The organism is Pseudomonas sp. NPDC088322, assembly GCF_044740745.1.
Lineage (GTDB): Bacteria > Pseudomonadota > Gammaproteobacteria > Pseudomonadales > Pseudomonadaceae > Aquipseudomonas > Aquipseudomonas shirazensis.
This window is the reverse complement of the sequence record NZ_JBIURK010000002.1, coordinates 710,474-736,419: the sequence shown is the minus strand read 5'-3', so window position 1 is coordinate 736,419 and position 25,946 is coordinate 710,474. Positions and strand designations below refer to the sequence as shown.

At 61.9% G+C, this 25,946-nt stretch carries 21 protein-coding genes; 5 read left to right on the top strand and 16 right to left on the bottom strand.

The window, feature by feature from the left end; translation table 11 throughout:
• Positions 1-6 precede the first annotated feature (6 nt).
• From nuoH to ACIOAU_RS07480, 9 genes are all read right to left on the bottom strand, one after another.
• The gene (nuoH, locus tag ACIOAU_RS07520; RefSeq protein WP_101318381.1) at positions 7-1,014 is read right to left on the bottom strand and encodes an NADH-quinone oxidoreductase subunit NuoH; all 1,008 of its coding nucleotides are present in this window, start codon (positions 1,012-1,014) and stop codon (positions 7-9) included.
• Complete coding sequence (gene nuoG / locus ACIOAU_RS07515; RefSeq protein WP_101318382.1) at positions 1,011-3,725, bottom strand: NADH-quinone oxidoreductase subunit NuoG; 2,715 nt, start codon at positions 3,723-3,725, stop codon at positions 1,011-1,013. Before nuoG ends, nuoH begins: the two co-directional genes overlap by 4 nt.
• A 134-nt stretch (positions 3,726-3,859) precedes the next feature.
• Complete coding sequence (nuoF, locus tag ACIOAU_RS07510) at positions 3,860-5,236, bottom strand: NADH-quinone oxidoreductase subunit NuoF (protein ID WP_101318384.1); 1,377 nt, start codon at positions 5,234-5,236, stop codon at positions 3,860-3,862.
• Positions 5,233-5,730, bottom strand: a complete 498-nt coding sequence (gene nuoE / locus ACIOAU_RS07505) for an NADH-quinone oxidoreductase subunit NuoE (RefSeq protein WP_101318386.1) — start codon at positions 5,728-5,730, stop codon at positions 5,233-5,235. Before nuoE ends, nuoF begins: the two co-directional genes overlap by 4 nt.
• 2 nt (positions 5,731-5,732) lie before the next feature.
• Positions 5,733-7,514: an NADH-quinone oxidoreductase subunit C/D gene (nuoC, locus tag ACIOAU_RS07500; protein ID WP_101318388.1), complete on the bottom strand. Its 1,782-nt coding sequence runs from the start codon at positions 7,512-7,514 to the stop codon at positions 5,733-5,735.
• A 79-nt stretch (positions 7,515-7,593) separates the two neighbouring features.
• Complete coding sequence (locus ACIOAU_RS07495; protein ID WP_101318390.1) at positions 7,594-8,271, bottom strand: NADH-quinone oxidoreductase subunit B; 678 nt, start codon at positions 8,269-8,271, stop codon at positions 7,594-7,596.
• 9 nt (positions 8,272-8,280) lie between these two features.
• Complete coding sequence (locus tag ACIOAU_RS07490) at positions 8,281-8,694, bottom strand: NADH-quinone oxidoreductase subunit A (RefSeq protein WP_101318392.1); 414 nt, start codon at positions 8,692-8,694, stop codon at positions 8,281-8,283.
• Positions 8,695-9,284: 590 nt separating this feature from the next.
• Positions 9,285-10,610, bottom strand: a complete 1,326-nt coding sequence (gene aceA / locus ACIOAU_RS07485; RefSeq protein ID WP_101318394.1) for an isocitrate lyase — start codon at positions 10,608-10,610, stop codon at positions 9,285-9,287.
• 500 nt (positions 10,611-11,110) lie between these two features.
• Positions 11,111-11,845 (bottom strand): secretin N-terminal domain-containing protein, encoded by a 735-nt coding sequence (locus tag ACIOAU_RS07480; RefSeq protein ID WP_101322980.1) that lies wholly within the window; start codon positions 11,843-11,845, stop codon positions 11,111-11,113.
• A 200-nt stretch (positions 11,846-12,045) separates the two neighbouring features.
• Between ACIOAU_RS07480 and ACIOAU_RS07475 the strand changes: the two genes are divergently transcribed.
• A complete protein-coding gene (locus ACIOAU_RS07475; protein WP_401181040.1) occupies positions 12,046-13,488 on the top strand; it encodes a SulP family inorganic anion transporter in 1,443 nt (480 codons plus the stop codon).
• A 55-nt stretch (positions 13,489-13,543) separates the two neighbouring features.
• Here the strand turns inward: ACIOAU_RS07475 and fusA are convergent, their stop codons facing one another.
• On the bottom strand, positions 13,544-15,655 hold the full coding sequence (gene fusA, locus ACIOAU_RS07470; RefSeq protein WP_401181037.1) for an elongation factor G: 2,112 nt from the start codon (positions 15,653-15,655) through the stop codon (positions 13,544-13,546).
• Between the two features lie 98 nt (positions 15,656-15,753).
• A complete protein-coding gene (locus ACIOAU_RS07465; protein WP_401181035.1) occupies positions 15,754-16,182 on the bottom strand; it encodes a hypothetical protein in 429 nt (142 codons plus the stop codon).
• A 182-nt stretch (positions 16,183-16,364) separates the two neighbouring features.
• On the opposite strand from ACIOAU_RS07465, the gene ACIOAU_RS07460 reads away from it, so the two are divergent.
• On the top strand, positions 16,365-16,664 hold the full coding sequence (locus tag ACIOAU_RS07460) for a hypothetical protein (RefSeq protein ID WP_101318402.1): 300 nt from the start codon (positions 16,365-16,367) through the stop codon (positions 16,662-16,664).
• Positions 16,665-16,682: 18 nt separating this feature from the next.
• On the opposite strand, the gene ACIOAU_RS07455 is transcribed toward ACIOAU_RS07460, so the two are convergent.
• Positions 16,683-17,933 (bottom strand): aspartate aminotransferase family protein, encoded by a 1,251-nt coding sequence (locus tag ACIOAU_RS07455; protein WP_101318404.1) that lies wholly within the window; start codon positions 17,931-17,933, stop codon positions 16,683-16,685.
• Between the two features lie 421 nt (positions 17,934-18,354).
• Between ACIOAU_RS07455 and ACIOAU_RS07450 the strand changes: the two genes are divergently transcribed.
• From ACIOAU_RS07450 to ACIOAU_RS07440, 3 genes are all read left to right on the top strand, one after another.
• On the top strand, positions 18,355-19,752 hold the full coding sequence (locus tag ACIOAU_RS07450; RefSeq protein WP_150572857.1) for an amino acid permease: 1,398 nt from the start codon (positions 18,355-18,357) through the stop codon (positions 19,750-19,752).
• A 273-nt stretch (positions 19,753-20,025) separates the two neighbouring features.
• On the top strand, positions 20,026-20,721 hold the full coding sequence (locus ACIOAU_RS07445) for a glutathione S-transferase N-terminal domain-containing protein (RefSeq protein ID WP_188035702.1): 696 nt from the start codon (positions 20,026-20,028) through the stop codon (positions 20,719-20,721).
• A 97-nt stretch (positions 20,722-20,818) separates the two neighbouring features.
• The gene (locus ACIOAU_RS07440; RefSeq protein WP_401181030.1) at positions 20,819-21,250 is read left to right on the top strand and encodes a GNAT family N-acetyltransferase; all 432 of its coding nucleotides are present in this window, start codon (positions 20,819-20,821) and stop codon (positions 21,248-21,250) included.
• Positions 21,251-21,253: 3 nt separating this feature from the next.
• Here ACIOAU_RS07440 and ACIOAU_RS07435 read toward each other — a convergent pair whose 3' ends face one another.
• From ACIOAU_RS07435 to ACIOAU_RS07420, 4 genes are read right to left on the bottom strand one after another with little or no spacing between them, the layout of a single operon-like run.
• Complete coding sequence (locus ACIOAU_RS07435; protein ID WP_401181027.1) at positions 21,254-22,708, bottom strand: right-handed parallel beta-helix repeat-containing protein; 1,455 nt, start codon at positions 22,706-22,708, stop codon at positions 21,254-21,256.
• A gap of 14 nt (positions 22,709-22,722) precedes the next feature.
• On the bottom strand, positions 22,723-23,874 hold the full coding sequence (locus tag ACIOAU_RS07430) for a polysaccharide lyase (protein ID WP_401181024.1): 1,152 nt from the start codon (positions 23,872-23,874) through the stop codon (positions 22,723-22,725).
• Entirely contained in the window at positions 23,865-25,274 is a 1,410-nt protein-coding gene (locus ACIOAU_RS07425; protein WP_101318416.1) for an alginate biosynthesis protein AlgX, read from the bottom strand. Before ACIOAU_RS07425 ends, ACIOAU_RS07430 begins: the two co-directional genes overlap by 10 nt.
• A 24-nt stretch (positions 25,275-25,298) precedes the next feature.
• Entirely contained in the window at positions 25,299-25,928 is a 630-nt protein-coding gene (locus tag ACIOAU_RS07420) for an alginate O-acetyltransferase AlgF (RefSeq protein WP_101318418.1), read from the bottom strand.
• Positions 25,929-25,946: the final 18 nt, after the last annotated feature.

Genomic DNA, 25,946 nt, shown 5'->3' with positions numbered 1-25,946 from the left:
AAATCCTCACTGGGCCGCGACGGCTGGCGTGTTGTAAAGCACGATCGCAGCGGTCACCAGCAAATTGATCAGGGTCAGCGGCAGGCAGAACTTCCAGCTGAAATCCATCACTTGGTCGTAGCGCGGACGCGGGATCGACGCACGGAGCAGGATGAACAGCATGATGAAGAACGCGGTCTTCAGGGCGAACCAGAGGAACGGCACCTGCGGCAGGATGCCGAACGGGCCATGCCAGCCACCGAAGAACAGCGTTACCAGCAGCGCCGAGATGAGGATGATGCCGATGTACTCACCGACGAAGAACATGCCCCACTTCATGCCGGCATATTCAATGTGGTAACCGTCGGCCAGTTCCTGCTCGGCTTCTGGCTGGTCGAAGGGGTGACGGTGAGTCACGGCCACGCCAGCGATGAAGAAGGTGCAGAAGCCAAAGAACTGCGGAATGATGAACCACAGGTTCTGCGCTTGATATTCGACGATGTCGCGCATGTTGAACGAGCCAACCTGCACGACCACGCCCATCAGCGCCAGGCCCAGGAACACTTCGTACGACACGGTCTGCGCCGAGGCCCGCAGGGCACCGAGCAGGGCGTACTTGTTGTTCGACGACCAGCCTGCGAACAACACCGCATAGACCGACAAACCGGCCATGGCGAAGAAGAACAGCAGGCCGATGTTCAGGTCGGCAACACCCCAGCTTGGGGTGATCGGGATGATCGAGAAGGCAATCAGCAGTGCGCTCATGGCCACTACTGGTGCCAGGGTGAAGATCACCCGATCAACGAACGGCGGGTTCCAGTCTTCCTTGAAGAACATCTTCAGCATGTCGGCTGCGATCTGGAACATGCCGAACGGGCCAACCCGGTTCGGACCGTAACGGTCCTGCCACCAGCCCAGCAGGCGCCGCTCGACAAAGCTGAGCAGCGCGCCGCAGACCACTACCGCGAGCAAGACCACAACGGCCTTGACCACGGCGATGATCGCGTCGATCACTTCGGGGGTGAACCAGGTCATTGTGCTGCCTCCTGCAGGCCTTCGACGGATGCACCGAAGATGGCCGGTGGTATCCCGGCCAGGCCTTTCGGCAACGCGACCAGGCCTGCGCCCAGCTGTTCATTGATACGCAGCGGCAGGCGCAGCGAGACGCCAGCGACGGTCAGGCTGAGCAGCGTGCCTTCGTTGACGCCGAGGCGGTCTGCTTCGGACTTGGCCAAGGCCACATAGGCCGGCTGGATGCGCTCTTGCACCGGTGCAGCGCGCGAGGAGGTTTCTTCGCTGCCGAACAGGTGGAACAACGGCACCGCTGTCCAGGTACCACGGGCCGGGCTGAAGGCTGCCGGGATCGCGCTGAACCAGTTCAGACGGTCACCCTGCGACTCGATCAGGCGCACGCCTGGGTCACCTGCACGCAGATGGCCACCGACCTCATCCTGAAACTTGTTCCAGGCTTGCGGCGAGTTCCAGCCCGGCGACCAGGCGAACGGCACTTGTTGGCGCGGTTCGACCGAACCCGAGTAGCCTTCCATGGAGAAGGCGAACGCGGTGTCCTTGTCTTGCGGAGTACGCGGCTCGTGCACGCTGATGTTGGCGCGCATGGCCGTACGGCCGGAGTAGCGCAGCGGCTCACGGGCAAGCTTCAGGCCCTTGATGCGGAACGCAGCACTAGGCGCGGCGTTGACGATCGCGGCCAGTTGCGGCGTGGCGGCAGCGCAGGCGCTGGTGACGTGGTCCAACTGAGTCCAGTCGACCGGCTTGTTGAGCAGGGTCGCGCGCAGGGCGTGCATCCAGCGCCAGCCTTCGTGGATCTGGATGCTGCTGTCCATGTAGGTCGGATCGAACACCTGGAAGAAGCGCTGGGCGCGGCCTTCCTGGCTGACCAGAGTACCGTCGCCTTCGGCAAACGATGCCGCCGGCAGGACCAGGTGAGCGCGCTCGCTGGTGGCAGTCTTGGAGTGGTCGGCAACGATGACCACCTTGGCCGCAGCCAGAGCAGCGTCGACCTTGGCCGCCGGAACACGGGCGTACAGATCGTTTTCGACCACGACAATAGCGTCAGCCTTGCCGCTGATGACCGCATCCAGCGCAGCGTCCACCGAATCACCACCGAGCATGGCCAGGCCGAGGCTGTTGGCCTCAGGCACCACCAGGCTCAGCGAACCATTCTTCTCGCGCAGCTTGAGCGCTTTGGCGATGTTGGCGGCGGCTTCGATCAATGCAGGTTCGGCCAGGGAAACACCCGACACCACCAGCGGACGCTGGGCAGCGACCAATGCATCGGCGATACGCTGGGCCAGGGCCTTGGCCTCGTCGTCCAGACCGATTACCGCTGGAGCACTTGGATCGATTGCATGGGCAACGGCGAAGCCCAGGCGCGCCAGGTCGGCGGGGGCGGCGTGCACGCACTCTTCAGCGACGTCATCGAGCTTGGTTTCAGTCAGGCTGGCGATAAACAGCGGGTACAGCGCGTGCTGACCGATGTTTTTCACTGCGGCGTCGAGCCACGGCTGTACGCGCATCGCGTCGGCCATGGCCTCGGCCTTGCCTTTGGTGGCCTGGCGAACCGACAGGGCGACGCGCGCTGCGGTTTGGGTCAGGTCTTCACCGAGTACGAACACCGCATCGTGGTCTTCGATGTCGCGCAGGGTCGGCACCGGCAGCGGGCTGTTGTTGAGCACGTCCAGCACCAGGCGCACGCGCTTGAGCTCGGCAGCTTCCATGCCGGAGTAGAAGTACTCGGCACCGACCAGCTCGCGCAGGCCGTAGTTGCTTTCAAGGCTGGCCCGCGGCGAACCGATACCAACGATGGTGCGGCCGCGCAGCAGGTCGGCAGCCTTGTCCAGCGCAGCATCGACGCTCAGTTTGTTGCCATCGGCCAGCAGCGGCTGGCGCGGACGGTCCTTGCGGTTGACGTAGCCGTAACCGAAGCGGCCACGGTCGCACAGGAAGTACTGGTTGACCGAACCGTTGAAGCGGTTTTCGATACGACGTAGTTCGCCGTAGCGCTCACCCGGGCTGATGTTGCAACCGCTTGAGCAGCCATGGCAGATGCTTGGGGCAAACTGCATGTCCCACTTACGGTTGTAACGCTCGGAGTGGGTCTTGTCGGTGAACACACCGGTCGGGCAGACCTCGGTGAGGTTGCCGGAGAACTCGCTCTCGAGCACGCCATCTTCAACGCGACCGAAGTAGACGTTGTCGTGGGCGCCGTAAACACCTAGGTCGGTGCCGCCGGCGTAGTCCTTGTAGAAGCGCACGCAGCGGTAGCAGGCGATGCAGCGGTTCATCTCGTGTGCGACGAACGGGCCGAGGTCCTGGTTCTGGTGGGTACGCTTGGTGAAGCGGTAACGGCGCTCGTTGTGGCCGGTCATTACCGTCATGTCTTGCAGGTGGCAGTGACCGCCTTCTTCGCAGACCGGGCAGTCGTGCGGGTGGTTGGTCATCAGCCATTCGACGACGCTGGCGCGAAACGCCTTCGACTCGTCGTCTTCGATGGAAATCCAGGTGCCATCGCTGGCAGGAGTCATGCAGGACATGACGATACGACCACGGGTGTCGTTTTCGTCGGTGTACTGCTTGACCGCACACTGGCGGCAGGCACCGACGCTACCAAGCGCCGGGTGCCAGCAGAAATAAGGGATGTCGAGGCCGAGCGACAGACAGGCCTGTAAGAGGTTGTCTGCACCGTTGACTTCGAGCGCTTTGCCGTCTACGTGGATAGTGGCCATGGTTCAAAGTTCTTCGTTGGCCCGCGTGAGCGGGCGTGGCTAATGGAAATCTGTGTGCCTGCGGCTCGCATCGGTCAATACCGTGCGCGCCTGCGAGGCTGGCGGGTGGCACGGACCACCCGCATGCAAATGTGTTACGCGCCGGCCACAGTCGGTTCGACCTGGATCGGCTTGGCCAAATCCGGGCGCAGGGTGTGCTCACTGGTAGCAGCGACACCGGCCTCGAACTCGGAGCGGAAGTATTTGATGGCGCTGCCCAGCGGCTCGACGGCACCCGGTGCGTGGGCACAGAAGGTACGACCAGGGCCGAGGAAGTTGACCAGGCCGAGCAGCGTCTCGATGTCTTCTGCCTTGCCCTGGCCGTTCTCCAGCGCACGCAGCATCTTCACGCTCCACGGCAAACCATCACGGCACGGTGTGCACCAGCCGCACGACTCACGGGCAAAGAACTCTTCCATGTTGCGCAGCAGCGACACCATGCTGACGCTGTCGTCGACTGCCATGGCCAGGCCGGTACCCATCCGGGTGCCAACCTTGGCGATGCCGCCGGCGTACATCTGCGCGTCGAGGTGCTCAGGCAACAGGAAGCCGGTACCGGCGCCGCCTGGTTGCCAGCACTTGAGCTTGAAGCCATCGCGCATGCCGCCGGCGTAGTCTTCGAACAGCTCACGGGCGGTCACGCCGAAGGGCAGTTCCCACAGGCCTGGGTTTTTCACCTTGCCGGAGAAGCCCATCAGCTTGGTGCCGTGGTCTTCGCTGCCTTCGCGGGCCAGCGACTTGTACCAGTCGACGCCATTGCCAACGATGGCCGGAACGTTGCACAGGGTCTCGACGTTGTTCACGCAGGTCGGCTTGCCCCATACGCCAACGGCGGCAGGGAAGGGCGGCTTGGAGCGCGGGTTGGCGCGGCGGCCTTCGAGCGAGTTGATCAGCGCGGTTTCTTCACCGCAGATGTAACGCCCGGCACCGGTGTGAACGAACAGCTCGAAGTCAAAACCGCTGCCGAGAATGTTCTTGCCCAGCAGGCCAGCGGCCTTGGCTTCGTCGATCGCACGGTTGAGGTTTTTCGCGGCGGTGGTGTATTCGCCACGCAGGAAGATGTAACCGCGGTAGGCCTTGAGGGCGCGGGCGCTGATCAGCATGCCCTCCACCAGCAGATGGGGCTGTTGCTCCATCAGCATGCGGTCTTTCCAGGTGTTGGGCTCCATTTCATCCGCGTTGCACAGCAGGTAGCGGATGTTCATGGATTCGTCTTTGGGCATCAGGCCCCACTTCACCCCAGTGGGGAAGCCGGCGCCACCACGACCCTTGAGGCCGGCGTCCTTGACGGTCTGAACGATGTCGTCCTGGGACATCTGCGCCAGTGCCTTGCGGGCAGCGGCGTAGCCGTCCTTGGCCTGGTACTCGTCGAGCCAGATCGGCTCGCCGTCGTCACGCAGGCGCCAGGTCAGCGGGTGAGTCTCGGCGGCGCGCGCAATGCGGTTGGCCGGGCCGAAGGAAGTGATGGTCATACGTAACCCTCCAGCAGTTTGGTCACGCCAGCAGGCTGCACGTCGCCAAAGGTGTCATCGTCGATCATCAGCGCCGGGGCCTTGTCGCAGTTGCCCAGGCAGCACACCGGCAGCAGGGTGAAACGCCCGTCTGCAGTGGTCTGGCCGAGGCCGATGCCCAGCTCGCTTTGGATCTGGCTGACCACCGACTCGTGGCCGCCGATGTAGCAGACCATGCTGTCGCAGACACGGATGATGTGCCGGCCGACCGGCTGACGGAAGATCTGGCTGTAGAAGGTGGCCACACCCTCGACGTCGCTGGCAGGAATCCCGAGCAGCTCGCCAATCGCATAAATGGCGCCGTCCGGGACCCAGCCGCGTTGCTTCTGGACAATCTTCAGGGCTTCGATAGACGCCGCACGCGGGTCCTCGTAGTGGTGCTTTTCGTGCTCGATGGCCGAGCGCTCGGTTTCGCTCAGGGCGAAACGGTCGGTTTGGATAAGCGTGTTATTCATGCTTAGCGGTCCACGTCAGCCATAACGAAGTCGATACTGCCCAGGTACGCGATCATGTCCGCGACCATGCTGCCTTTGATCACCGAAGGGATCTGCTGCAGGTGCGGGTAGCTCGGCGTACGAATCCGGGTGCGATAGCTCATGGTGCCGCCGTCGCTCGTCAGGTAGTAACTGTTGATGCCCTTGGTCGCTTCGATCATCTGGAACGACTCGTTGGCCGGCATGACCGGGCCCCACGAGACTTGCAGGAAGTGCGTGATCAAGGTCTCGATGTGCTGCAGGGTGCGCTCTTTCGGCGGCGGCGTGGTCAGCGGGTGATCCGCCTTGTACGGGCCTTCCGGCATGTTGCGCATGCACTGGTCGATGATGCGGATACTCTGGCGCATCTCCTCGACGCGGACCATGCAGCGGTCGTAGGCATCGCCGTTGTTGGCCAGCGGCACTTCGAACTCAAAGTTCTCGTAGCCGGAGTATGGCCGCGCTTTACGCAGGTCGAAGTCCAGGCCAGTGGAACGCAGGCCGGCACCGGTGACGCCCCATTCCAGGGCTTCTTTGGTGTTGTAGGCGGCAACGCCGATGGTCCGGCCCTTGAGGATGCTGTTCTGCAAGGCGGCCTTGTTGTACTCGTCGAGGCGCTTGGGCAGCCAGTCGACGAAGTCCTTGACCAGTTTCTCCCAGCCGCGTGGCAGGTCGTGGGCGACGCCACCGATGCGGTACCAGGCCGGGTGCAGGCGGAAACCGGTAATCGCTTCGATCACGGTGTAGGCGCGCTGGCGGTCGGTAAAGGTGAAGAACACCGGGGTCATGGCGCCGACGTCCTGGATGTAGGTTCCCAGGAACAGCAGGTGGCTGGTGATGCGGAAGAACTCGGCGAGCATGATGCGGATCACGTCGACCTTCTGCGGCACCTGGATCCCCGCCAGCTTCTCGACCGCGAGCACGTACGGCAGGTTGTTCATCACCCCACCGAGGTAGTCGATACGGTCGGTGTAGGGGATGAAGCTGTGCCAGGACTGACGCTCGGCCATCTTCTCGGCGCCACGGTGGTGGTAACCGATGTCCGGCACGCAGTCGACGATCTCTTCACCATCCAGCTGCATGACGATACGGAAGGCACCGTGCGCAGACGGGTGGTTCGGGCCCAGGTTGAGGAACATGTAGTCCTCGTTGGCGCCCTGACGCTTCATGCCCCAGGCTTCCGGGTTGAAACGCGCCGACTCTTCTTCAAGCTGCTGCTTGGCCAGGGTCAGGCTGAACGGATCGAATTCGGTGGCGCGCGCCGGGAAGTCCTTGCGCAGCGGGTGACCTTCCCAGGTCGGCGGCATCAGGATACGGGTCAGGTGCGGGTGGCCGGCAAAGTCGATGCCGAACATGTCCCAGACTTCACGCTCGTACCAGTTGGCATTTGGCCAGATACCGGTCACCGAAGGCAGGTTGAGGTCGCCTTCGCTGAGTGAGACCTTGATCATCACGTCGCTGTTACGTTCTACCGAAAGCAGGTGGTAGAACACGCTGAAGTCAGCTGCCGGCAGGCCGCGGCGATGAGTGCGCAGGCGCTCGTCGACACCGTGCAGGTCGAACAGCATGCTGTACGGCTTGGCCACGTTGCGCAGAAACGCCAGCACTTCCTTGAGTTGGGCGCGCTTGACCCACAGCACCGGCATGCCGGTACGGGTCTCCTGGGCGACGAAGGCGTCGGCGCCAAAGCGGTTGTTCAGTTCGACGACCACATCTTGGTCGTCAGCCTTGTAAGGCGGAATATAAATAGCGGTGTCCGCTGTCATGGTCTCGGTCGCTTTCGGTCAACGTAGAGAATGAAGCCAGGCCGCCGGCTCCAGGGGGAGCGGGCGGCAGGTCGCTGGATCAGACTTCGTCGGGGCTGCGCAGGTTGGTGACCTGAATACGCTGTTCACGACGCAGGTCTTTCTGGGCAGGCATCTCGGCACGGTAAATGCCTTGATCGCCTACTACCCAGGAGAGCGGACGTCGTTCTTGCCCGATCGATTCCTGCAGCAGCATCAAGCCTTGCAGGAACGCCTCGGGGCGTGGCGGGCAGCCGGGTACGTAGACATCCACGGGGAGGAACTTGTCGACCCCCTGAACGACCGAGTAGATGTCGTACATGCCACCGGAGTTGGCGCACGAACCCATGGAAATGACCCATTTTGGTTCGAGCATCTGCTCGTACAGGCGTTGAATGATCGGCGCCATCTTGATGAAGCAGGTACCGGCGATGACCATGAAGTCGGCCTGACGCGGCGAGGCCCGGATGACTTCGGCGCCGAAGCGGGCGATGTCGTGGGGTGCCGTGAACGCCGTGGTCATTTCCACGTAGCAGCAGGACAGGCCGAAGTTATACGGCCACAGGGAGTTCTTGCGACCCCAGTTGACCGCACCACGAAGCACATCTTCGAGTTTCCCCATGTAGATGTTCTTGTGGACCTGGTCTTCGAGCAATTGATCGGTAACGGTTTCCCGCTCACCGACCGGATATTGCTCGTTGGGTGCATCCGGATCGATTCTGGTGAGATTGTATTGCATGCCAAAGCCTCATTGTTTCAGCTTCGCTTGCCGCTTGCGACGACCTTCGGGAGCCCAATCGAGGGCCCCGACGCGCCATAGGTAGACAAGACCTGCCAACAGAATTGCTATGAAAACGAGTGCTTCGACGAATCCGGTCCAGCCGCTTTCGCGGACGGACACAGACCATGCAAAGAGAAAGAGGGCTTCGATATCGAAGATCACGAAGAGCATCGCGACCAGATAGAATTTTGCCGACAGGCGCATGCGCGCCCCGCCGGTAGGCAGCATGCCGGATTCAAAGGGTTCGTTCTTGGCGCGGCCCCAGGCTTTGCTGCCGAGCAGGGCGGACAGGCCGAGCATGAAGGCGCACAGGCCGACGACACCCAGAAGGAAGATGGCAAAGCCCCAGTTGTGGGCGATGAGTCCTGCTGAATCCGACATGCTAGAAATCCTTATACAGAGACCCAGCTCTGCAGTCTGAAATAAGTAACGCGGCGACGCGGTGTCGCGGGTGCAGTGACCAAATGTCGCAGCTGAATCAATCGCGCTGATTTTATGGGTAAACCAAGAGCAAGTAAAATTTCTATGGCAAATTAATTCTTCGGTTTAACTACAAAAACCGATTGTAACTGGCTGAAAGCCTTGATTTTCGGGCATTGCGGCTGGTTTTGTTAATTATGTTTCCTGCATCATGTAACGGAATGCAAGTTGCGTAATGATAATTAATATCGTTTGGGGTGGTGCGGTTCATTTTACTTGGTCTGATGCTTGCAAAGTTGCTGGCGGTGCTTTTTGGTTGCAAATGCGAAGGGCTCTCGTTCTAGCAGCTTTTTAAACGGTTTGCCCCGCTCTGGATCAATGGTCTGGTGAGTACTGGGGCGGGTTGTTCGCTTCTGGGAGCATAGACCTGATCCGGTTTTTTGCTCATACGCTGCCTGGGAGCTGGTCGGCCCTTTCTCGCTAACCATAAAAAAACCCAGACTCCCTCACCGGGAGCCTGGGCCTGCTCATTCCATCAACCAACCGCTACCTCAATGGAACTGCTCTTCCTCGGTCGAGCCGGTCAGCGCTGTCACCGACGAAGCGCCACCCTGGATTACGGTGGTCATGTCGTCAAAGTAGCCAGTGCCGACTTCCTGCTGGTGCGCAACAAAGGTATAGCCCTTGCTGGCATCGGCGAATTCCTGCTCTTGCAGCTTCACGTAGGCGGTCATGTCATTGCGCGCATAGTCATGCGCCAGGTTGAACATGCCGTGCCACATGTTGTGGATGCCGGCCAGGGTGATGAACTGGTGCTTGTAACCCATGGCCGACAGCTCGCGCTGGAATTTGGCGATGGTTGCGTCGTCGAGGTTCTTCTTCCAGTTGAACGACGGCGAGCAGTTGTACGACAGCAGCTGGTCCGGGTATTCCTTCTTGATCGCCTCGGCAAATCGGCGGGCTTCGTCCAGGTCTGGCTTGGCGGTTTCGCACCAGATCAGGTCGGCATACGGCGCGTAGGCCAGGCCACGCGAAATTGCCTGATCGAGGCCAGCGCGTACTTTATAGAAACCTTCACGGGTGCGCTCGCCGAGCACGAACGGCTGGTCGTACGGGTCGCAATCGCTGGTCAGCAGGTCGGCGGCGTTGGCGTCGGTACGGGCCAGGATAATGGTCGGTACACCCGCAACGTCAGCAGCCAGGCGCGCAGCCACCAGCTTCTGTACAGCTTCCTGGGTCGGTACCAGTACCTTGCCGCCCATGTGTCCGCATTTTTTCACCGAGGCCAGCTGGTCTTCGAAGTGCACGCCTGCGGCGCCCGCTTCGATCATGTTCTTCATCAGCTCGTAGGCGTTGAGCACGCCGCCGAAACCGGCTTCGGCGTCAGCCACGATCGGCGCGAAGTAGTCGACATAGCCTTCGTCGCCCGGGTTCTTGCCCGCTTTCCACTGGATCTGGTCGGCACGGCGGAACGAGTTGTTGATGCGCTTGACCACGGTCGGCACCGAGTCAACCGGGTACAGCGACTGATCGGGGTACATCGACTCTGCCGAGTTGTTGTCGGCGGCAACCTGCCAGCCGGACAGGTAAATAGCCTGGATGCCGGCTTTGACCTGTTGCACTGCCTGGCCGCCGGTGAGCGCTCCCATGCAGTTGACGAAGTCCTTGTCCGGACGGAAGGACGGGTGGGCACCTTGGGTGACCAGCTTCCAGAGTTTCTCTGCGCCAACCTGGGCCAGGGTGTGCTCCGGTTGCAGCGAGCCACGCAGACGAACGACATCGGCGGCGGAGTAGGTACGGGTCACGCCTTTCCAGCGCGGGTTCTCGGCCCAGTCTTTCTCGAGGGCTGCAATTTGCTGTTCGCGTGTCAGTGCCATGTGATTAAAACCTCGTCGCATCATTCTTGGGGTAGTTGTGGTGCTGATGCTCAAAAGTCGCGGATCAGAGCGCCTGACGGCTGTCCTGTTCGAAGGAGGTACGACGGCGAACGCCAAGGCTCGAAGGGGAAGGAGGGCGCAGCTCGGGCAAGGTGCGGCGACAGGTCGGCTCGTGGATGCCTTGCTGTGGCGCGACAGGATTTGCCTGGTGACTGCGGTGATGCGCTTCCGTCCCTCGGGACAACTTCTCGTTGCAGTCGCAATCCGGTCGAACCGCCTTGTGGGCCGTATAGACACGAGACGCCTCCAGGGGTAGCCGGAGCGCGCCTCGAAGACCCTTGCCAGGGCCTCTGATTAGCGGGAGCGAGGCCATCATGCCCTTGTCAAAAAGTGCCTGTCAAATGTTTTGTAGTGCTTTTATGGGTCTACTACATCTTTGGTCTAATGCGACTCCACAGTCAGTTTCAAGGCCTTTGGTCGAAGCCTCGAATTGCCTGGGTTCAGTCGAGAAGGTCGACTCTGACACGCAAAGTCATGTTTTCTCCGCGTTGCGTGCTGTAACTGTGGCTTGACGCACTCCGTTCAGCCTGGCTCTGCTGGTTGTACCCGGCCAAAGTAATCCACTCGCCAAGCCTGCCGGTCACGGTTGTGTCGGTGCTCTGCACTTTCACTACATCGGGACGTTCGCTGCTCATTCGATCATTATTGCTGCTGATTGCCAGCCGCACCGTGTCGCCGCTGACGCTCGGTGTGACATAGAAACCCTGGGTCACATTGCGATATTCAGTGTTGCTCTGCACGCGGCCGTAGCCGTCGGTGCTGCTGCTGGTGATCGGCACGCTCTGGCCAACCTGGATCAGCGCCGGCTGGCCGTCACTGGCCTGGATCTGCTGCAGGCCGCCCTCCCGGTTGCTGGTGCCGTAACGAATCACCCGAGCATTGCCACGGTTGTCCTGAAAGTTGCTGTCATTGTTGTCGACGCTGATCAGCAAGCGCTTGGCTTTGCTGTCGAGTTGCTGCAGCAGCGCGCGCAAGTCGCCAATGCGTTCGGGGCTGGCGTTGACGATCAGCTTGTTCTCGAAGGCGCTGACGCTGCCTTCCTTGCCAATAAAGGCCTGCGCGGTGGGCAGCAGTTCGGCACTGCTGCGGTGCTGCAAGGGCAGCACTTCGGTGGCGGCCTGGGCGCCAAGGCTGGTAGCCAGCAGCAGTGAAGCGAGCAGGGGGCGTAGCAGCATGTTGGAGTTCTCCGCAGGTAGAACAGACATGATGGCAAATTTGTCACGGTTATGCCGGATGAGGATCACAACCTGAGTCAAATGCGCTCAGTCGCCACGCACAGGTGGTTGCCCCCGGACAAATTCCGTAACATCGCGCCCCCGCTCGCTGCATGCCCAGATGCCAGCGCTTGCACAGATTGACTGATCTCAGGAAGCCCATGAAACCCGCCCGACTACGCGCCGATATTCTCGCCGGCCTGACTACTTCCTTCGCCCTGGTACCCGAGTGCATCGCCTTTGCCTTGGTCGCCCATCTCAACCCGCTGATGGGTTTGTACGGCGCCTTCATCATCTGCACCCTGACAGCGCTGTTCGGCGGCCGGCCGGGGATGATCTCCGGCGCGGCCGGCTCGATGGCGGTGGTGATCGTCGCGCTGGTGGTACAGCACGGCGCGCAGTACCTGCTGGCAACGGTGCTGCTGGGCGGGTTGCTGATGATCCTGTTTGGCGTGCTGCGCTTGGGCAAGCTCGTAAGGCTGGTGCCGTACCCGGTGATGCTTGGCTTCGTCAATGGCCTGGCCATCGTCATCGCCATGGCCCAGCTCGAGCATTTCAAAAGTGGCGAGCAGTGGCTCAGTGGCACCCCGCTGTACCTGATGATTGGCCTGGTAGCGTTGACCATGCTGGTGGTCTATGTGTTGCCGCGCCTGACCCGCAGCGTGCCGCCAGCGCTGGTGGCCATCCTCGGCGTCGGCCTGCTGGTGTATCTGCTTGATCTGCCGACGCGAACCCTGGGTGAGATGGCACATATCGCCGGCGGCCTGCCGCAGTTGGCTTGGCCGCAGGTGCCATGGACGCTTGACACGCTGAAAATCATTGCCCCCTATGCGCTGCTGATGGCCATGGTCGGCCTGCTGGAAACCCTGCTGACCCTTAACCTCACCGACGAAATCACCGAGAGCCGCGGCTTTCCAGACCGTGAATGTGTGGCCCTGGGCGCGGCCAACATGGTCTCGGGCATGTGCGGTGGCATGGGTGGCTGTGCGATGATCGGGCAGACCATGATCAACCTCAGCTCCAATGGTCGTGGGCGGCTGTCGGGGGTAGTGGCTGGCGGCATGATCCTGCTGTTCGTGTTGTTCCTGTCACCACTGATCGAGCGGATACCGCTGGCGGCACTGGTCGGGGTGATGTTCGTGGTGGCCCAGCAGACCTTCGCCTGGGCCTCACTGCGGGTGTTGCACAAGGTACCCGTCAGTGATGTGCTGGCGATCATTGCCGTGACCGTGGTCACGGTATTCACCGACCTGGCCATGGCGGTGCTGTTCGGGATCATCCTCGCGGCGATCAACTTCGCCTGGCAGCATGCCCGCGAGCTGTACGCCGACAGCCATGTCGATAGTGATGGCAACAAGCACTATCAGGTACACGGCACGCTGTTTTTTGCTTCCACGGCGACGTTCCTCAACCAGTTCGAGCCCACGCAGGACCCTGATGGGGTGACGCTGGATTGCAAGCACCTGAGCTTTGTCGACTACTCGGCGGTGGCGGCGTTGCAAACCCTGCGCGAGCGTTACAGCAAGGCCGGCAAGCATCTGCGTGTTGTGCACCTGTCCGAGCGCTGCAAGAAGCTGCTCAAGCGGGCAGGGGCCCAGCACTGATCGATCATGCCTGGGCCGGCGTGGATGCGCGGCTCAGGCATAACAACGCGCTGGCCTAGTTGCCGGTGTTCTTCTTGATGATCGCCTCGGCGATATTGGCCGGCGCCTCACCGTACTTGGTGAACTCCATGGTGTAGCTGGCCCGGCCCTGAGTCATCGAGCGCATCTGCGTCGAGTAGCCAAACATCTCACCCAACGGCACCTCGGCGCGGATCACCTTGCCGGCCGGCGTCTCTTCCCCTTCCTGGATCATGCCGCGGCGCCTGCTCAGGTCGCCGATGATGTCGCCCTGATATTCATCGGGGGTGACCACTTCAACCTTCATCACCGGCTCCAGCAATACCGCGCCGCCTTTCTGTGATAGTTGCTTGGTGGCCATCGACGCCGCGATCTTGAAGGCCATCTCGTTGGAGTCGACATCATGGTAGGAGCCGTCGAATACTGCCGCCTTGAGGCCGATCAGCGGATAGCCTGCCAACACACCATTGTGCATCTGCTCTTCGATGCCCTTCTGGATGGCCGGGATGTACTCGCGCGGTATGACCCCGCCGACCACCTCGTTGATGAACTCCAGGCCCTCTTTACCTTCCTCGCCTGGCGCAAAGCGGATCCAGCAGTGGCCGTATTGGCCGCGGCCACCGGATTGACGGACGAACTTGCCTTCGATTTCGCAGGTGTTGCGGATCTTCTCGCGGTAGGCGACCTGCGGTTTGCCGATGTTGGCCTCGACGCCGAACTCGCGACGCATGCGGTCGACAATGATGTCCAGGTGCAGCTCGCCCATGCCGGAAATGATCGTCTGTGCGGTTTCTTCGTCGGTCTTGACCCGAAACGACGGGTCTTCCTGGGCCAGCTTGCTCAAGGCAATGCCCATTTTCTCCTGATCGGCCTTGGTTTTCGGCTCGACCGCCACCGAAATCACTGGATCGGGGAAGTCCATGCGCTCAAGGATGATCGGCTTGTTCAGGTCGCACAAGGTATCGCCGGTGGTGACGTCCTTCATGCCGATCAGCGCGGCGATGTCGCCGGCGCAGACGTTCTTGATCTCGGCCCGCTGGTTGGCGTGCATCTGCACCATACGGCCGACCCGTTCCTTTTTGCCTTTGACCGAGTTGAGCACGGCATCGCCCGAACTGAGGATGCCGGAGTAGACCCGCGCGAAGGTCAGCGTGCCTACGAACGGATCTGTGGCGATCTTGAACGCCAGCGCCGAAAACGGCTCATTGTCGTCGGCGTGGCGCTCCAGCGGCCGGTCGTCGTGGTCCGGGTCGGTGCCTTTGATGGCCGGTATTTCGCTGGGGGCGGGCAGGTAGTCGATGACCGCGTCGAGCATCAACGGCACGCCCTTGTTCTTGAATGACGAGCCGAGTACGGTCGGCACGATTTCATTGGCGATGGTGCGCTGACGCAGGCCGGCCTTGATCTGCTCGTTGCTCAGCTCCTGGCCGTCCAGATACAGCTCCATGAATTGGTCGTTGGCCTCGGCGGCCGCCTCGACCAAGTGCGCACGCCACTCGTCGGCGAGTGCCTGCAACTCGGCGGGGATGTCCTCTTCGCGGTAGCTGGCGCCATTATCGGCGTCATTCCAGTAGATGGCTTTCATCTTCAGCAGATCGATCTGGCCGATGAAGTTTTCTTCGCTGCCGATCGCCAGCTGAATCGGCACGGGGTGGTGGCCCAGGCGTTTGTCGATCTGCTTGACCACGCGCAAGAAGTCCGCACCCTGGCGGTCCATCTTGTTGATGTAGGCCAGGCGCGGCACATGGTACTTGTTGGCCTGGCGCCAGACCGTCTCGGACTGTGGCTCGACCCCGTCGGCCGCACTGAACACCACGACCGCACCATCGAGCACACGCAACGAGCGCTCGACTTCGATGGTGAAGTCAACGTGGCCGGGGGTGTCGATGATGTTGAAACGAAACTTGTCGGCGAACTGCTTGGTCGAGCCTTGCCAGAAGGCCGTCGTCGCCGCTGAAGTGATGGTGATGCCACGCTCTTGTTCCTGCGCCATCCAGTCCATGGTCGCTGCGCCGTCATGCACTTCGCCCATCTTGTGGTTGACGCCGGTGTAGAACAGGATGCGTTCGGTAGTGGTGGTCTTGCCGGCGTCGACATGGGCGACAATGCCGATATTGCGGTACAGCTCGATGGAGGTCGTGCGGGCCATGGTCAGTCACCTGAGGTGAATGCGCGGGAGGGGTATTCCCACGGTAGCAGACGGCACGCCGCCTGCTAGCCCAATGGCCGGCTATGCGAGGAACGGTGTCAGTCGGCCTGAGCCTGCAACTGCCACTTGCCGTCGACTTCACGCGCCAGGCCGCTGGCCGGTAGTAGTGCCAGCAGGCGTTGATGCAAGGCCGGGTCGGTGAAACCTTTGACGGTATCCAGGTCGAGCTCGCCGAGCAATTGCATGTCGGTCTTGGTGTACGACAGCCAGGCCTTCTTCAGGTACTGCAGCACATCACTGCCCGCCGTGTTGGCGAAGCGCCGGTTGAGCGTGCGGCCTTCCAGCTCGAAGGTGTGGCGGTGGCTGTAGTTGCTCTCGTCGCCTGCGCATTCGACGCAGCGGTAGCAGCTGCAGGCGCCGTCGCCGAAGGCGTTGCGCAGGTAGCTGTTGAAGTCCACGACGGGCTTGAGGGAAAGGCGTTTGTCGACCTCGAACAGGTCGGCGGTCATCGGTTGTTCAGCGCTCACGCGGTGTCCTCGTGTGGTGTGGCGTGCATCGGCGGGCACCCTAACAGATCGGCGCTTTTTCGGCCATGCGCGCTGGCGCCCGCGCACATCCGGTCGTCTGCCACTCGCGCGGCGCCGCGTGCTGCCGTAACCTATGCGCCCCCGGTGCCCGCGCGCCGATCCCAACCCATGAGGCAAGTCGCTTGAACAAGTTTCCGTACATCGCCACCATCACCGTCAGCAGCGAAGACCGCGGGGGCGACACTGAAGCATCGGAGAACGTCAACATGCGGGTTGGCATCGAGGCTGTGACCGAGACCTTGAAGAAGGTGCATTTCGTCGCTGCACTGGCGGCCCCGGAAAAACCTGCCACGCACATCTGTGTGACGCTGGAGAACGGCCTGGTTTATTACGGCCCGATCGTCAATGGTCACGCCGAACTCGAAGGCGGCTGGATCGCCTTCGAGTCCGACATGCTCACCCCGCAAGAGCTCGGCCTGTAAGCCTCAGCCCAGCCCAGCTCAGCCCAGCTCGGCCAGGCACTGCTCGAAGATATCCAGGCCTGCTTCGAGCACCTCTGCCTCGATGGTCAGTGGTGCCAGCAGGCGAATGATATGGCGCGCCTTGCCGCTGGGCATCAGCAGCAACCCCTTGCTGCGCGCCGCTTGCAGCAGTTTGGCCAGCTGCGCCGGGGCTGGCGTGCCGTCGGCATTGACCAGTTCGATGCCACGCATGGCGCCGACCCCGGTCAAACGACCCAGTGACGGGTACAGCCCTGATGCCTTCCAGCGTTGATAGCGGCCGACGATAGCTTGCTCATGGCGTTCGCCCCAGGTCGCCAGATTGGCGTCGGTCATCTGTGCCAGGCTGGCCAACGCCGCTGCGCAGGCAATCGGGTTGCCTGAATAGGTGCCACCCAGGCCCCCCTTGGGCAACGCTGCGAGCAACTCCCGGCGGCCCACTACTGCGCCCAGCGGCATACCGCCGGCCATACTTTTTGCCAGCAGCAGCAGGTCGGGTTCGATCCCCAGTCGCGGGAAGGCAAAACGCTGCCCGGTACGGCCGAAGCCGGATTGAATCTCGTCGATGATCAACAGAATCCCGTGCTCATCGCAAAAGCGCCGCAGGGCTTGGGCGAACGTCGGATCAAGCGCGAGGAAGCCACCTTCGCCCTGCACCGGTTCAAGAATGAAAGCAGCCACATCCTCCACTGCCAGTTCGACGCTGAACAGCCGGTCCAGGGCCTTGAGCGCCTGTTCACAGCTGACATCGGTGTCATTGCTGGGGTAGGGCAGGTGATAGACCGGGCCCGGCAAATCACCGACCCGCTGCTTGTACGGTGCGACCTTGCCATTGAGGTTGAGCGTGGCCAGCGTGCGGCCGTGAAAGGCGCCGTCGAAGGCAATGATCGCGCGCTTGCCGGTGGCGCCGCGGGCGACTTTCAGGGCGTTCTCGGCAGCTTCCGCGCCGCTGTTGGTAAGCATTCCGGCCATGGGGTAGCTGAGCGGCACAAAGCTGCTCAGTTGCTCCATCAGTTGCAGGTACGGGCCGTGGGCGGCAGCGTTGAACGCATAGTGGGTCAAGCGACCGGCCTGCTGTTGAATCGCTGCAACTACTGCCGGGTTGCAGTGGCCCAGGTTGAGCACGCCGATGCCGCCGACGAAGTCGATATAGCCGTTACCGTCGGTATCCCAGACATGCGCATTGAGGCCATGGGAAAGTGTGATGGGGTGAACGATGGAAATGGACTGGCTGATACTTTCCTGATTCATGGGGGCACGCGTACCTTGTTCGATTTTGCTGACTATCCAAGCGCTTTGATCGCCCACGCACAAACGAATAATTCGATTGCGGTCATTCCCCTGATTCCTGAATTTTCAGCGGTGACTTGCACCGTGGCGTAAACCGCTGGCTCAAGGTGGTTGATGGTTTTTATTTTTTGGCCGATCGGTCAGGTCATCTCGGCATGAGTTCATTCCCTTGCGGAATCATGTGCTGCAAAAAGGTCGTTTGTTGGGGCTCCACCAAAGATCAATACTGACGTGGATCAATGATCGCGGCCGGGTAGATCGGGATAACCAAAAGGCCTGCCTCGGTACGTACAGAACAGCAACTAGATGCACGTTTGCATTGTACGAATTCTGCTCCAAGTTCAGCCGCCCGAGCGGCGGCCGACCCACTCGAGGGTTTTCCATGGCTTCGCTAAAAAACAAGAAACAGCGGTCCTTGCAACATGGTCTGACCTCGCGTCAGGTGTCGATGATTTCGATCGCCGGGATCATCGGCGCGGGGTTGTTCATCGGCTCATCCAACGCAATCGCCACGGCCGGGCCGGCGATTCTGATCTCCTACGCCATGACCGGCTTGCTGGTGCTGCTGGTGATGCGCATGCTCGGTGAGATGGCCATCGCCAACCCCAACAGCGGCTCGTTCTCGACCTATGCCAGTGAGGCGATCGGGCCTTGGGCTGGCTTTACCATCGGCTGGCTGTACTGGTGGTTCTGGGTGCTGATCATTCCGGTCGAGGCGATTGCCGGGGCAGACATCCTGCATGCGTATTTCCCTGACGTGCCGTCATGGTTGTTTGCATTTCTGATCATGTTGGTGTTGTCGTGCACCAACCTGATCAGCGTGAAGAACTTTGGTGAGTTCGAGTATTGGTTCGCCTTGATCAAGGTGATCGCCATTGTGGCATTCATCGTTGTTTGCACGATGGCGGTGCTGGGTTTCTGGCCATTGGCCGAGACACGCGGTGTGAGCCAGCTGTGGGCGAACGGCGGGTTTATGCCGAACGGCTTCGGCACGGTGCTGGGTGGGGTGCTGATCACCATCTTCTCGTTCTTTGGCGCCGAGATCGTGACCATTGCAGCGGATGAGACGGCCAATCCGAAAGACAAGATTCGCCGGGCAACCAACCTAGTGGTGTACCGCATCGGCATCTTCTATCTCGCGTCGATCTTCCTGGTGGTGTCGCTGGTAGCGTGGAACGATCCTGCGTTGAAGGCGGTGGGGTCGTTCCAGCGGGCGCTCGAGGTGCTGAATGTGCCGGGGGCGAAACTGGTGGTCGACCTGGTGGTGCTGGTGGCGGTTACCAGTTGCATGAACTCCGGGTTGTATACGGCTTCACGGATGCTCTACTCGCTGGCTTCGCGGGGGGAGGCGCCTGCTATGGTGCGGCGTGTGTCGGGTAATGGCGTGCCGACGGTAGCGGTGCTGTTGTCGACCTTGGCGGGCTTTGTCGGGTGTCTGGTCAACTACGTGTTCCCGGGGAAGGTGTTTGGCTTCCTGCTGTCCACTACCGGGGCGATTGCTTTGCTCGTGTATCTGGTGATTGCGATTTCACAATTGCGCATGCGTGGGCGGGCGGATCGGCTAGGGACTGTGCTGGAACTGAAAATGTGGCTGTTCCCGTGGCTGACCTGGTTGGTGATCGGGACGATTGTGATGGTGCTGGGGTATATGCTGCTCAGTGATGCTTATCGGTATGAGACGTTGATGACTGCTGGGGTTACGGCGTTTATCTTGCTGGTTGCGGTTACGCGGCGGCGGGGTGGGCCGGGGCGTTCCTCGATTCTGGTTTCGGGTGATTGAGCGTTTTGGATTAGCCCCTTGATCGCCGACACAACGCGGCCCCTGTAGGAGCGGCCTTGTGTCGCGATAGGGCCGCGCAGCGGCCCCTCGATTCATACAGCGCTGCAAGACTGCCAGCCAGTGGCATACGCCGCCGGCCTGGCTGTTCGCGACCGCGTTAACAGGCGCAGTCGCCGGCCGCGTCCTGATGCAGCCGATCTCCTGCAACGGGAGATAGTCAGTGCTGGCCTTTGTGCCCTACAGTGTCATCCCTACGCACAAAGGCTAGCGACCATGACCGATCTGAGCGCATTCCCTATCACCCGCAAATGGCCAGCCGCGCATCCCGAGCGCCTGCAGCTGTATTCGCTGCCAACGCCAAATGGGGTCAAGGTGTCGATCATGCTCGAAGAGATTGGCCTGGCCTATGAAGCGCACAAGGTCAGCTTCGAACATGAAGAGCAACTGAGCCCCGAATTCATCTCGCTCAGTGCCAACAACAAGATCCCGGCCATCCTCGACCCCAACGGGCCGGACGGCCAGCCGCTGGCGCTGTTCGAGTCAGGCGCGATTCTGCAGTACCTGGCCGAGAAGAGCGGGCAATTGCTCAGCGTCAGCCCGGCCCAGCGCTACCAGACCCTGCAGTGGCTAATGTTCCAGATGGGCGGCATCGGGCCGATGTTCGGCCAGGTAGGCTTTTTCCATTTCTTCGCCGGCAAGGATTTCGAAGACAAGCGCCCACGTGATCGCTACGTCAATGAATCGCGGCGGCTGCTCGGGGTGCTTGATCGGCATCTGCACGGCCGGGACTGGATGGTCGACGACTACAGTATCGCCGACATTGCCATCTTTCCCTGGGTGCGCAACCTGGTCGACCGCTACAACGCACGCGAACTGGTGCAGTTCGAGCAGTTCAAGGACGTGCAGCGGGTGCTGGACAACTTCCTCGCTCGGCCAGCGGTACAGCGCGGTTTGACGATTCCGAGCTGAGCGCACTGAGTGCTACAGGAGCGAGCGATGATGGCCGGCAAATGGATCCTTGAACAGCTTGCAGGCGATGGACAGGCCCGTGCCGCGGCGGTGTTCGATGGCCTTTGAATTGATCCGCGCCAGCGACAGCTACCGCAGCTTTGCGCGGGATCTCACCCGCCAGGCCATGCTGCCGTACTATCAGGCATTCGGCCTGCGCTGGATCGAAGAAGCCTTCGACCAGGCCTGGGGCTGGCGCGAACAGTGGCTTGTCATGGACGGCGAGACTGTGCTGGGCTTTTGCAGCTTGAGTGAGGATCGCCAGGCGCTGTTCATTCGCGAACTGCACCTGGTGCCCGAGCAGCGCAACCGCGGCGTTGGCACCTGGGCCCTGCAAGCGCTGGCTGCGATGGCCGCGCAGCGCAAGCTGGGCTTGCTGCGGCTGATGGTGTTCAAGATCAACCCGGCGCGGCAGTTGTACCTGCGCCAGGGTTTCGTCGAGATGGGCGAAGACGACTGCTTCGTGCGCATGCAGCGCGCAGTCGCCTGATCCTCAACGCTGGCTGACGCGCACGGTATTGCCCTGGCGCACGGTCGACTCGAGCAGGGTGCCCTGCAGCGGCAACAGGTCGCCGATCAACAGGTTCTGCAGCAGTGGCTTACCGTCGAAGCTGTTACCACCCAACTCGACCTGGCGCATGCCTTCTACCCGCAGGATGGCCTTGCCGACCTGGCCCAGACGGTTGCCGCTGAGCAGCAGCGGGCCGGCCATGGGCGTGGCGTTGCGCAGGCTCACCGCGTACTCGGGGGTATTGGTGATGTGGTTGCCAAGCAGCGCCAGTGCGCCGACTTCGCTGGCGTCGATGGCGCTGCCGACACTGCTGCCGAGCAAGTTGTTGTCGATCACCAGTGGCGCTGCCGGGGTTGGCGCCAGGCTGCGCAGCTGGATGCCATTGCCACGGCTGTCGCCGATGCGGTTGCCGGCCAGCAACACCGCGCCTTGCTGCTCGCTGACTTCGATGGCAGCCTTGCCCGCGCCGAGGATCAGGTTGTTTTCCACCAGCGCGCGGGTTTGTCCACGCAGACGTACGCCGCTGTTGTTGTCGATGCCGCGCAGCTGGTTGTCACGCACGCTGACCTGGCTGTCACGGACATCGATTGCATATTGCTGGGACTGCTCGAAGCGGCTGCCCTCAATGGTTGCCTGGCTGCGCTGCAGCTCGACCGCACTGGACATCTCACTGAACTGGCTGTCGCGGATCACCACCGTCGCCGGGCGGCTGCTGGCCGGCTGCTGGGTGCTGATCGCCGTGGTCAGGCCACGCGACAGGTTGGCGTTATAGCCCAGACGCTTCAAGGTCGAGCCAACCACCTGGGTGTGGCTGCCGGCCCAGGCGATCACGAACGGACGCCAGGCGCGGTCGGTATTGCCCGCCTTGTCACCGGCCATGCTCTCCAGGTTGGACTTGTTCAGCCCCAGCCAGCCCTGGTTGATCAGCGCGGTACCGGAGTAGCTCGACAGATACAGGCTGGTGCCTTCGAGGACCAGACCGGCATCGGCGCCGATCATCAGCGGATAGCTGAGCAAGTACCCGTCCTTGTAGCGCTTGAGAATGCGTGAGTCGTTCAAGGCATCGTGCAACTGAGCAAGGGTGATGCTGCCGCCGCGCAGGGTCACCACTTGCGGGTGATGCGCCTGATAGCCAGCAATGGCCCGGAACAGCCCATTATTGACGAACGGCTCGAACGGCCAGCTGCCGGCCTGGGCCGAGAACATCGGTTGCAGGCTGACACTGGCGCGGCCCGCCGGGCGTGCGCGTTCGGCCTGGGCAAAGGTTACCGCCAGGCGGACCTGCTGGCGCAGCTGCTGCAAATGTTGCTGATATTGCTCGGCAGGCAGCACGTCGACCGTCTGCTTGACGGGCAGGGTCTGCGTGCCAGCCTGGGCAGTACCGGCCAGCAGCAGGGCGGCGAGGCAGGTCAGGGAAAAACGGGCGAAGGGGGCCATGGGCACGTCCTTGTTCAACGCAAATGGGAATAAGCAGGCTGGATCGGGCCGCCGAGCTGACTGTAGTTATCTACCTCGCCGTCTTCGCTGTCGTACAGCTTGCGCGCCAGGCTATTGCCCGGGTTGCGTTGCAGGTACGGGATCAGCCAGGCCAGCTTGTACGGCGCTACGTCCGCCTGCGACTTGCCCTTGAGTTCTGGCAGGTCATCCGGATCGAGCACGCTGCGAGCGGCGAAGTTGGCCAGCAGATCAAGCGTATGCTGGTCTTCGGCCGTCCACGGCAGGCCGTTGACGCGGGCCGATTCGGCCAGCAGCACCAGTGGCACCAGCGCGTACTGGCTGTAGCTGGCCGCCAATTTGGCCCGTGCGACTTCCAGCGGCAGATAGGCGTAGCTACCGTCGCTGTTGCGTACCGCCTGGGCCAGTCCGCGGCGCAGGTTGCCGTCGGCCCACTGGATGAAATCGTCACGACCGACCAGCATGCCGGTGGCCGCGACTGCCCAGGCTGCCCAGTAGTCGTGGTTGTTGAAGTACACCCCGCGGGCGCTGCGGCGTGGGTCGTACTCAGCGATGACACGCTCGCCCAGGCGAGTGAACCAGTCTTTCTGCACCGGCGTCAGCTGCAACTTGCCATCGCTGGCCGACTGGGTCAGCAATACCGCGCCGGCCATCGATGCCAGCGCCCATTTGCGTGCCGCCATGCCGGTGCTGCTGGCGTCCTCGGTGAGCAGCGCGCCGGCGCTGGCCCACTGTTCCAGCCACTGGTCCTGGCAGGCCAGGGCCATGTTGGCCTCCTGCGGTTTTTTCGCCCGCTGAAAGCGCTTGCTGGCATAGATCAGGCCGCCGATGAACTCCTTGACCTGCTTGCCGATCCGTTCGCTGTCGGCATCCGGGCTGCTGCGCAAGGTCGACTTGCTCGCGTCGCTCTGGTCGTATTTGCTTTGCAGGCGCAGGCTGCCGGTGTAGGGCGGCGGCGGCACCTTGCTGCACTCAAGGGTACGGTAGTCGGCGATCATCGCTGCCTGCGGAGTATTGCGCGCAGGCCAGATCGACTGAGCCGCCTGCACCTGAGGCGCGAGCAGGGCCAGGGCCAGAGCCAGCAGGCTCAGTTGACGCGCGTGCGCGCGGCCAGTGCTGGCCGTCGCGCGTTGCAGGTTTACAGGCATAGACGGGTTTCCACATCGGTAGGCGCAGCGCTGGCCTTGGTCGGCTCAAGGAACACCGACAGCAGGTTGGCGCCGGCGTAGGCCGGATCTTTGCTCAGCTCAAGGTAGTACTGGCCACCGGTGACTGCAGCTTCACGGCGGAACCAGACCTTGTCGCGAGCACCGTTGTCGTAATAGACGATGACGTAGAAGTCCTTGACGTTCTTGTCGCTCAGGCGGATATCCAGAAAGCCGTTCGACCCGCTCAGCGCCTGGCGGTCACTGCCAGCGTTGGACAACAGCTCGATTCGTTCGCCGACCTTCAGCGGCGAGCGCTGCAGCTTGTTGCCAAGCACTTCGCGGGACGCTTCGCAGCCGCCTTTGACCGCCGGGATCAGCTGGCGATACATCAACGGCGAGTCAAGCCGGTAGTTGGCCGGCAGTTCCCAGACGATCAGCTTCGGCGGCGCGTCGGCCTTGTAGTCATCGGAGAGCAGGTACTCCAGCAGCGAGCCGTCCTCGCCAACGCCGGGCAGGGCGTAGTTGAGCACGTCGACGCTGAGGTACTGCTTGAGGTAGCCGTCGAAGTTGAACTGCTTGCTCTCGTCTTCCCGCGCTGCCGCGTTACTGTCACCGACCAGAATCACTTCCGGGTCCGGCGCCTCGTCGAACAGCGCTTCGGCGCTGGCCTCGACCGGGATGGTCTGGTAGCCGCGTACATACTGGAAACCGTAGTTGTTGCCGCAGATCGCACTCATGGCCAGGTTGAGGGTGCCGTCTTTGGGCACCATCACGCCAGGCTCGGTGCGGTACTGCTTCTTGGTCAGGCCGGCGTAGAACGGCTGACGGCGGATCTCGTCTGCCATCAAGCGCGCGGTCGCCTCGGCGCCGACCGGTGTCCAGTGGTGGTCGCGGCGGAAGAAGTACTCGCCCTTGGGCGGCTGCTGGACCAGCTGCATCATCGGCGCGACCACCGCGCCACCTTGCTTGAGCTGGCCAAGGTAAGCCGCCAGGTTGGCGCTGGCGCGGGCGTAGTCAAAGCCGTAAGGATGCTCGCCAATCAACCGGTCGCGGTGCATCAGGCCACGGGTCGGCTGGATCGCCATGGCGACCTGAATGCCCTGCTGATTGAAGGTTTTCATCAGGCGGGCAAATTCAGGGCGCATCGGCGCCGGAATGCCGAACTCGTTGGTCAGATCGACCGCCGAGCGGAACAGCCAGCGCTCCTGACCAGGGACGATCTCGCGCATCAGCTTCATGCGCCCCTCGGCATACTGCTGAGGATCGCTCAAGGCCGGGCAGACCATGCACTGCAGGTTTTCGCAGCCGGGCTTGGCGCCTTGCGCAGGCGTGGCGGCGTGGCCGGTCTGGCTGAGCAGGGCGAGGGCGGCGCCGAGGCCCAGGGGTTTGAGGATCTTCATTGCCATTTCATCCTTGCAGCGAAATTACTCGGTCGGGTCGATGCTGTTGGCCATGCTCATGCTGCGATTGTCGGGCAGCAGCACGTAGCTGTACGAGCGGCCCTTCTTCAGGAACAGCTCATCGAAGCTGGCGACCTTCTGCTCGGCCTCGTAGGCGGCGAAACCAATCTTGATTTCGTTGACCATGCGGCTGCCGGTCTGGCCGTTGCTCAGCGGGTCGACGATCACGTGCTTGCCGTCGACGGTCTTCAGCGCAGCTTGCTTGTCGCTGAGGTTGTAGAAGGCGATCTGGGCTTTTTTCGGCTCGTTGACGTATTTGTCAGCGATCAACTTGAGCTGCTTGCCGTCGTAGACCACGGTGCTGGCGGCATTGGCCTTGAGCTGGGGTTCGATGGCCTTGCCGCCGACGGCGATCTTGTGCGTGCCGGCGGGGATGAAGCGGTACCCGCTGAGCTGGCCGGCGGCGACTTTCTGCGGATTGACCTTGCCGCTGAGGCTGACGTCGATGTTGCTCTGCGACAGGTTGAGCACGCGGACAAACGCCGAATCGGCCGGGGCGACGGCATCGTACAGGTCGGCGTTGCCTTCGGCGGCGACCGCCAGGTGGCTGCCGAAGGCGAGGGCGATTGCGGTAAACAGGTGGGTGAGTTTCATCAGTTACTCCTTTGATTC

Excerpts from the sequence above, each read along its gene's own strand:
- ACIOAU_RS07495 (WP_101318390.1), bottom strand. The coding sequence starts at position 8,271 with ATGCAATACAATCTCACCAGAATCGATCCGGATGCACCCAACGAGCAA.
- ACIOAU_RS07440 (WP_401181030.1), top strand. The coding sequence starts at position 20,819 with ATGGCCTTTGAATTGATCCGCGCCAGCGACAGCTACCGCAGCTTTGCG.
- fusA (WP_401181037.1), bottom strand. The coding sequence starts at position 15,655 with ATGGCCCGCACGACCTCCATCGAGCTGTACCGCAATATCGGCATTGTC.
- aceA (WP_101318394.1), bottom strand. The coding sequence starts at position 10,610 with ATGGCACTGACACGCGAACAGCAAATTGCAGCCCTCGAGAAAGACTGG.
- nuoH (WP_101318381.1), bottom strand. The coding sequence starts at position 1,014 with ATGACCTGGTTCACCCCCGAAGTGATCGACGCGATCATCGCCGTGGTC.
- ACIOAU_RS07455 (WP_101318404.1), bottom strand. The coding sequence starts at position 17,933 with ATGAATCAGGAAAGTATCAGCCAGTCCATTTCCATCGTTCACCCCATC.
- ACIOAU_RS07420 (WP_101318418.1), bottom strand. The coding sequence starts at position 25,928 with ATGAAACTCACCCACCTGTTTACCGCAATCGCCCTCGCCTTCGGCAGC.
- ACIOAU_RS07430 (WP_401181024.1), bottom strand. The coding sequence starts at position 23,874 with ATGCCTGTAAACCTGCAACGCGCGACGGCCAGCACTGGCCGCGCGCAC.
- ACIOAU_RS07425 (WP_101318416.1), bottom strand. The coding sequence starts at position 25,274 with ATGAAGATCCTCAAACCCCTGGGCCTCGGCGCCGCCCTCGCCCTGCTC.
- nuoF (WP_101318384.1), bottom strand. The coding sequence starts at position 5,236 with ATGACCATCACTTCCTTCGGCCCGGCCAACCGCATTGCGCGCGCCGCC.
- ACIOAU_RS07450 (WP_150572857.1), top strand. The coding sequence starts at position 18,355 with ATGGCTTCGCTAAAAAACAAGAAACAGCGGTCCTTGCAACATGGTCTG.
- ACIOAU_RS07445 (WP_188035702.1), top strand. The coding sequence starts at position 20,026 with ATGACCGATCTGAGCGCATTCCCTATCACCCGCAAATGGCCAGCCGCG.
- ACIOAU_RS07490 (WP_101318392.1), bottom strand. The coding sequence starts at position 8,694 with ATGTCGGATTCAGCAGGACTCATCGCCCACAACTGGGGCTTTGCCATC.
- ACIOAU_RS07475 (WP_401181040.1), top strand. The coding sequence starts at position 12,046 with ATGAAACCCGCCCGACTACGCGCCGATATTCTCGCCGGCCTGACTACT.
- ACIOAU_RS07480 (WP_101322980.1), bottom strand. The coding sequence starts at position 11,845 with ATGCTGCTACGCCCCCTGCTCGCTTCACTGCTGCTGGCTACCAGCCTT.
- nuoC (WP_101318388.1), bottom strand. The coding sequence starts at position 7,514 with ATGACAGCGGACACCGCTATTTATATTCCGCCTTACAAGGCTGACGAC.
- ACIOAU_RS07435 (WP_401181027.1), bottom strand. The coding sequence starts at position 22,708 with ATGGCCCCCTTCGCCCGTTTTTCCCTGACCTGCCTCGCCGCCCTGCTG.
- nuoE (WP_101318386.1), bottom strand. The coding sequence starts at position 5,730 with ATGAATAACACGCTTATCCAAACCGACCGTTTCGCCCTGAGCGAAACC.
- nuoG (WP_101318382.1), bottom strand. The coding sequence starts at position 3,725 with ATGGCCACTATCCACGTAGACGGCAAAGCGCTCGAAGTCAACGGTGCA.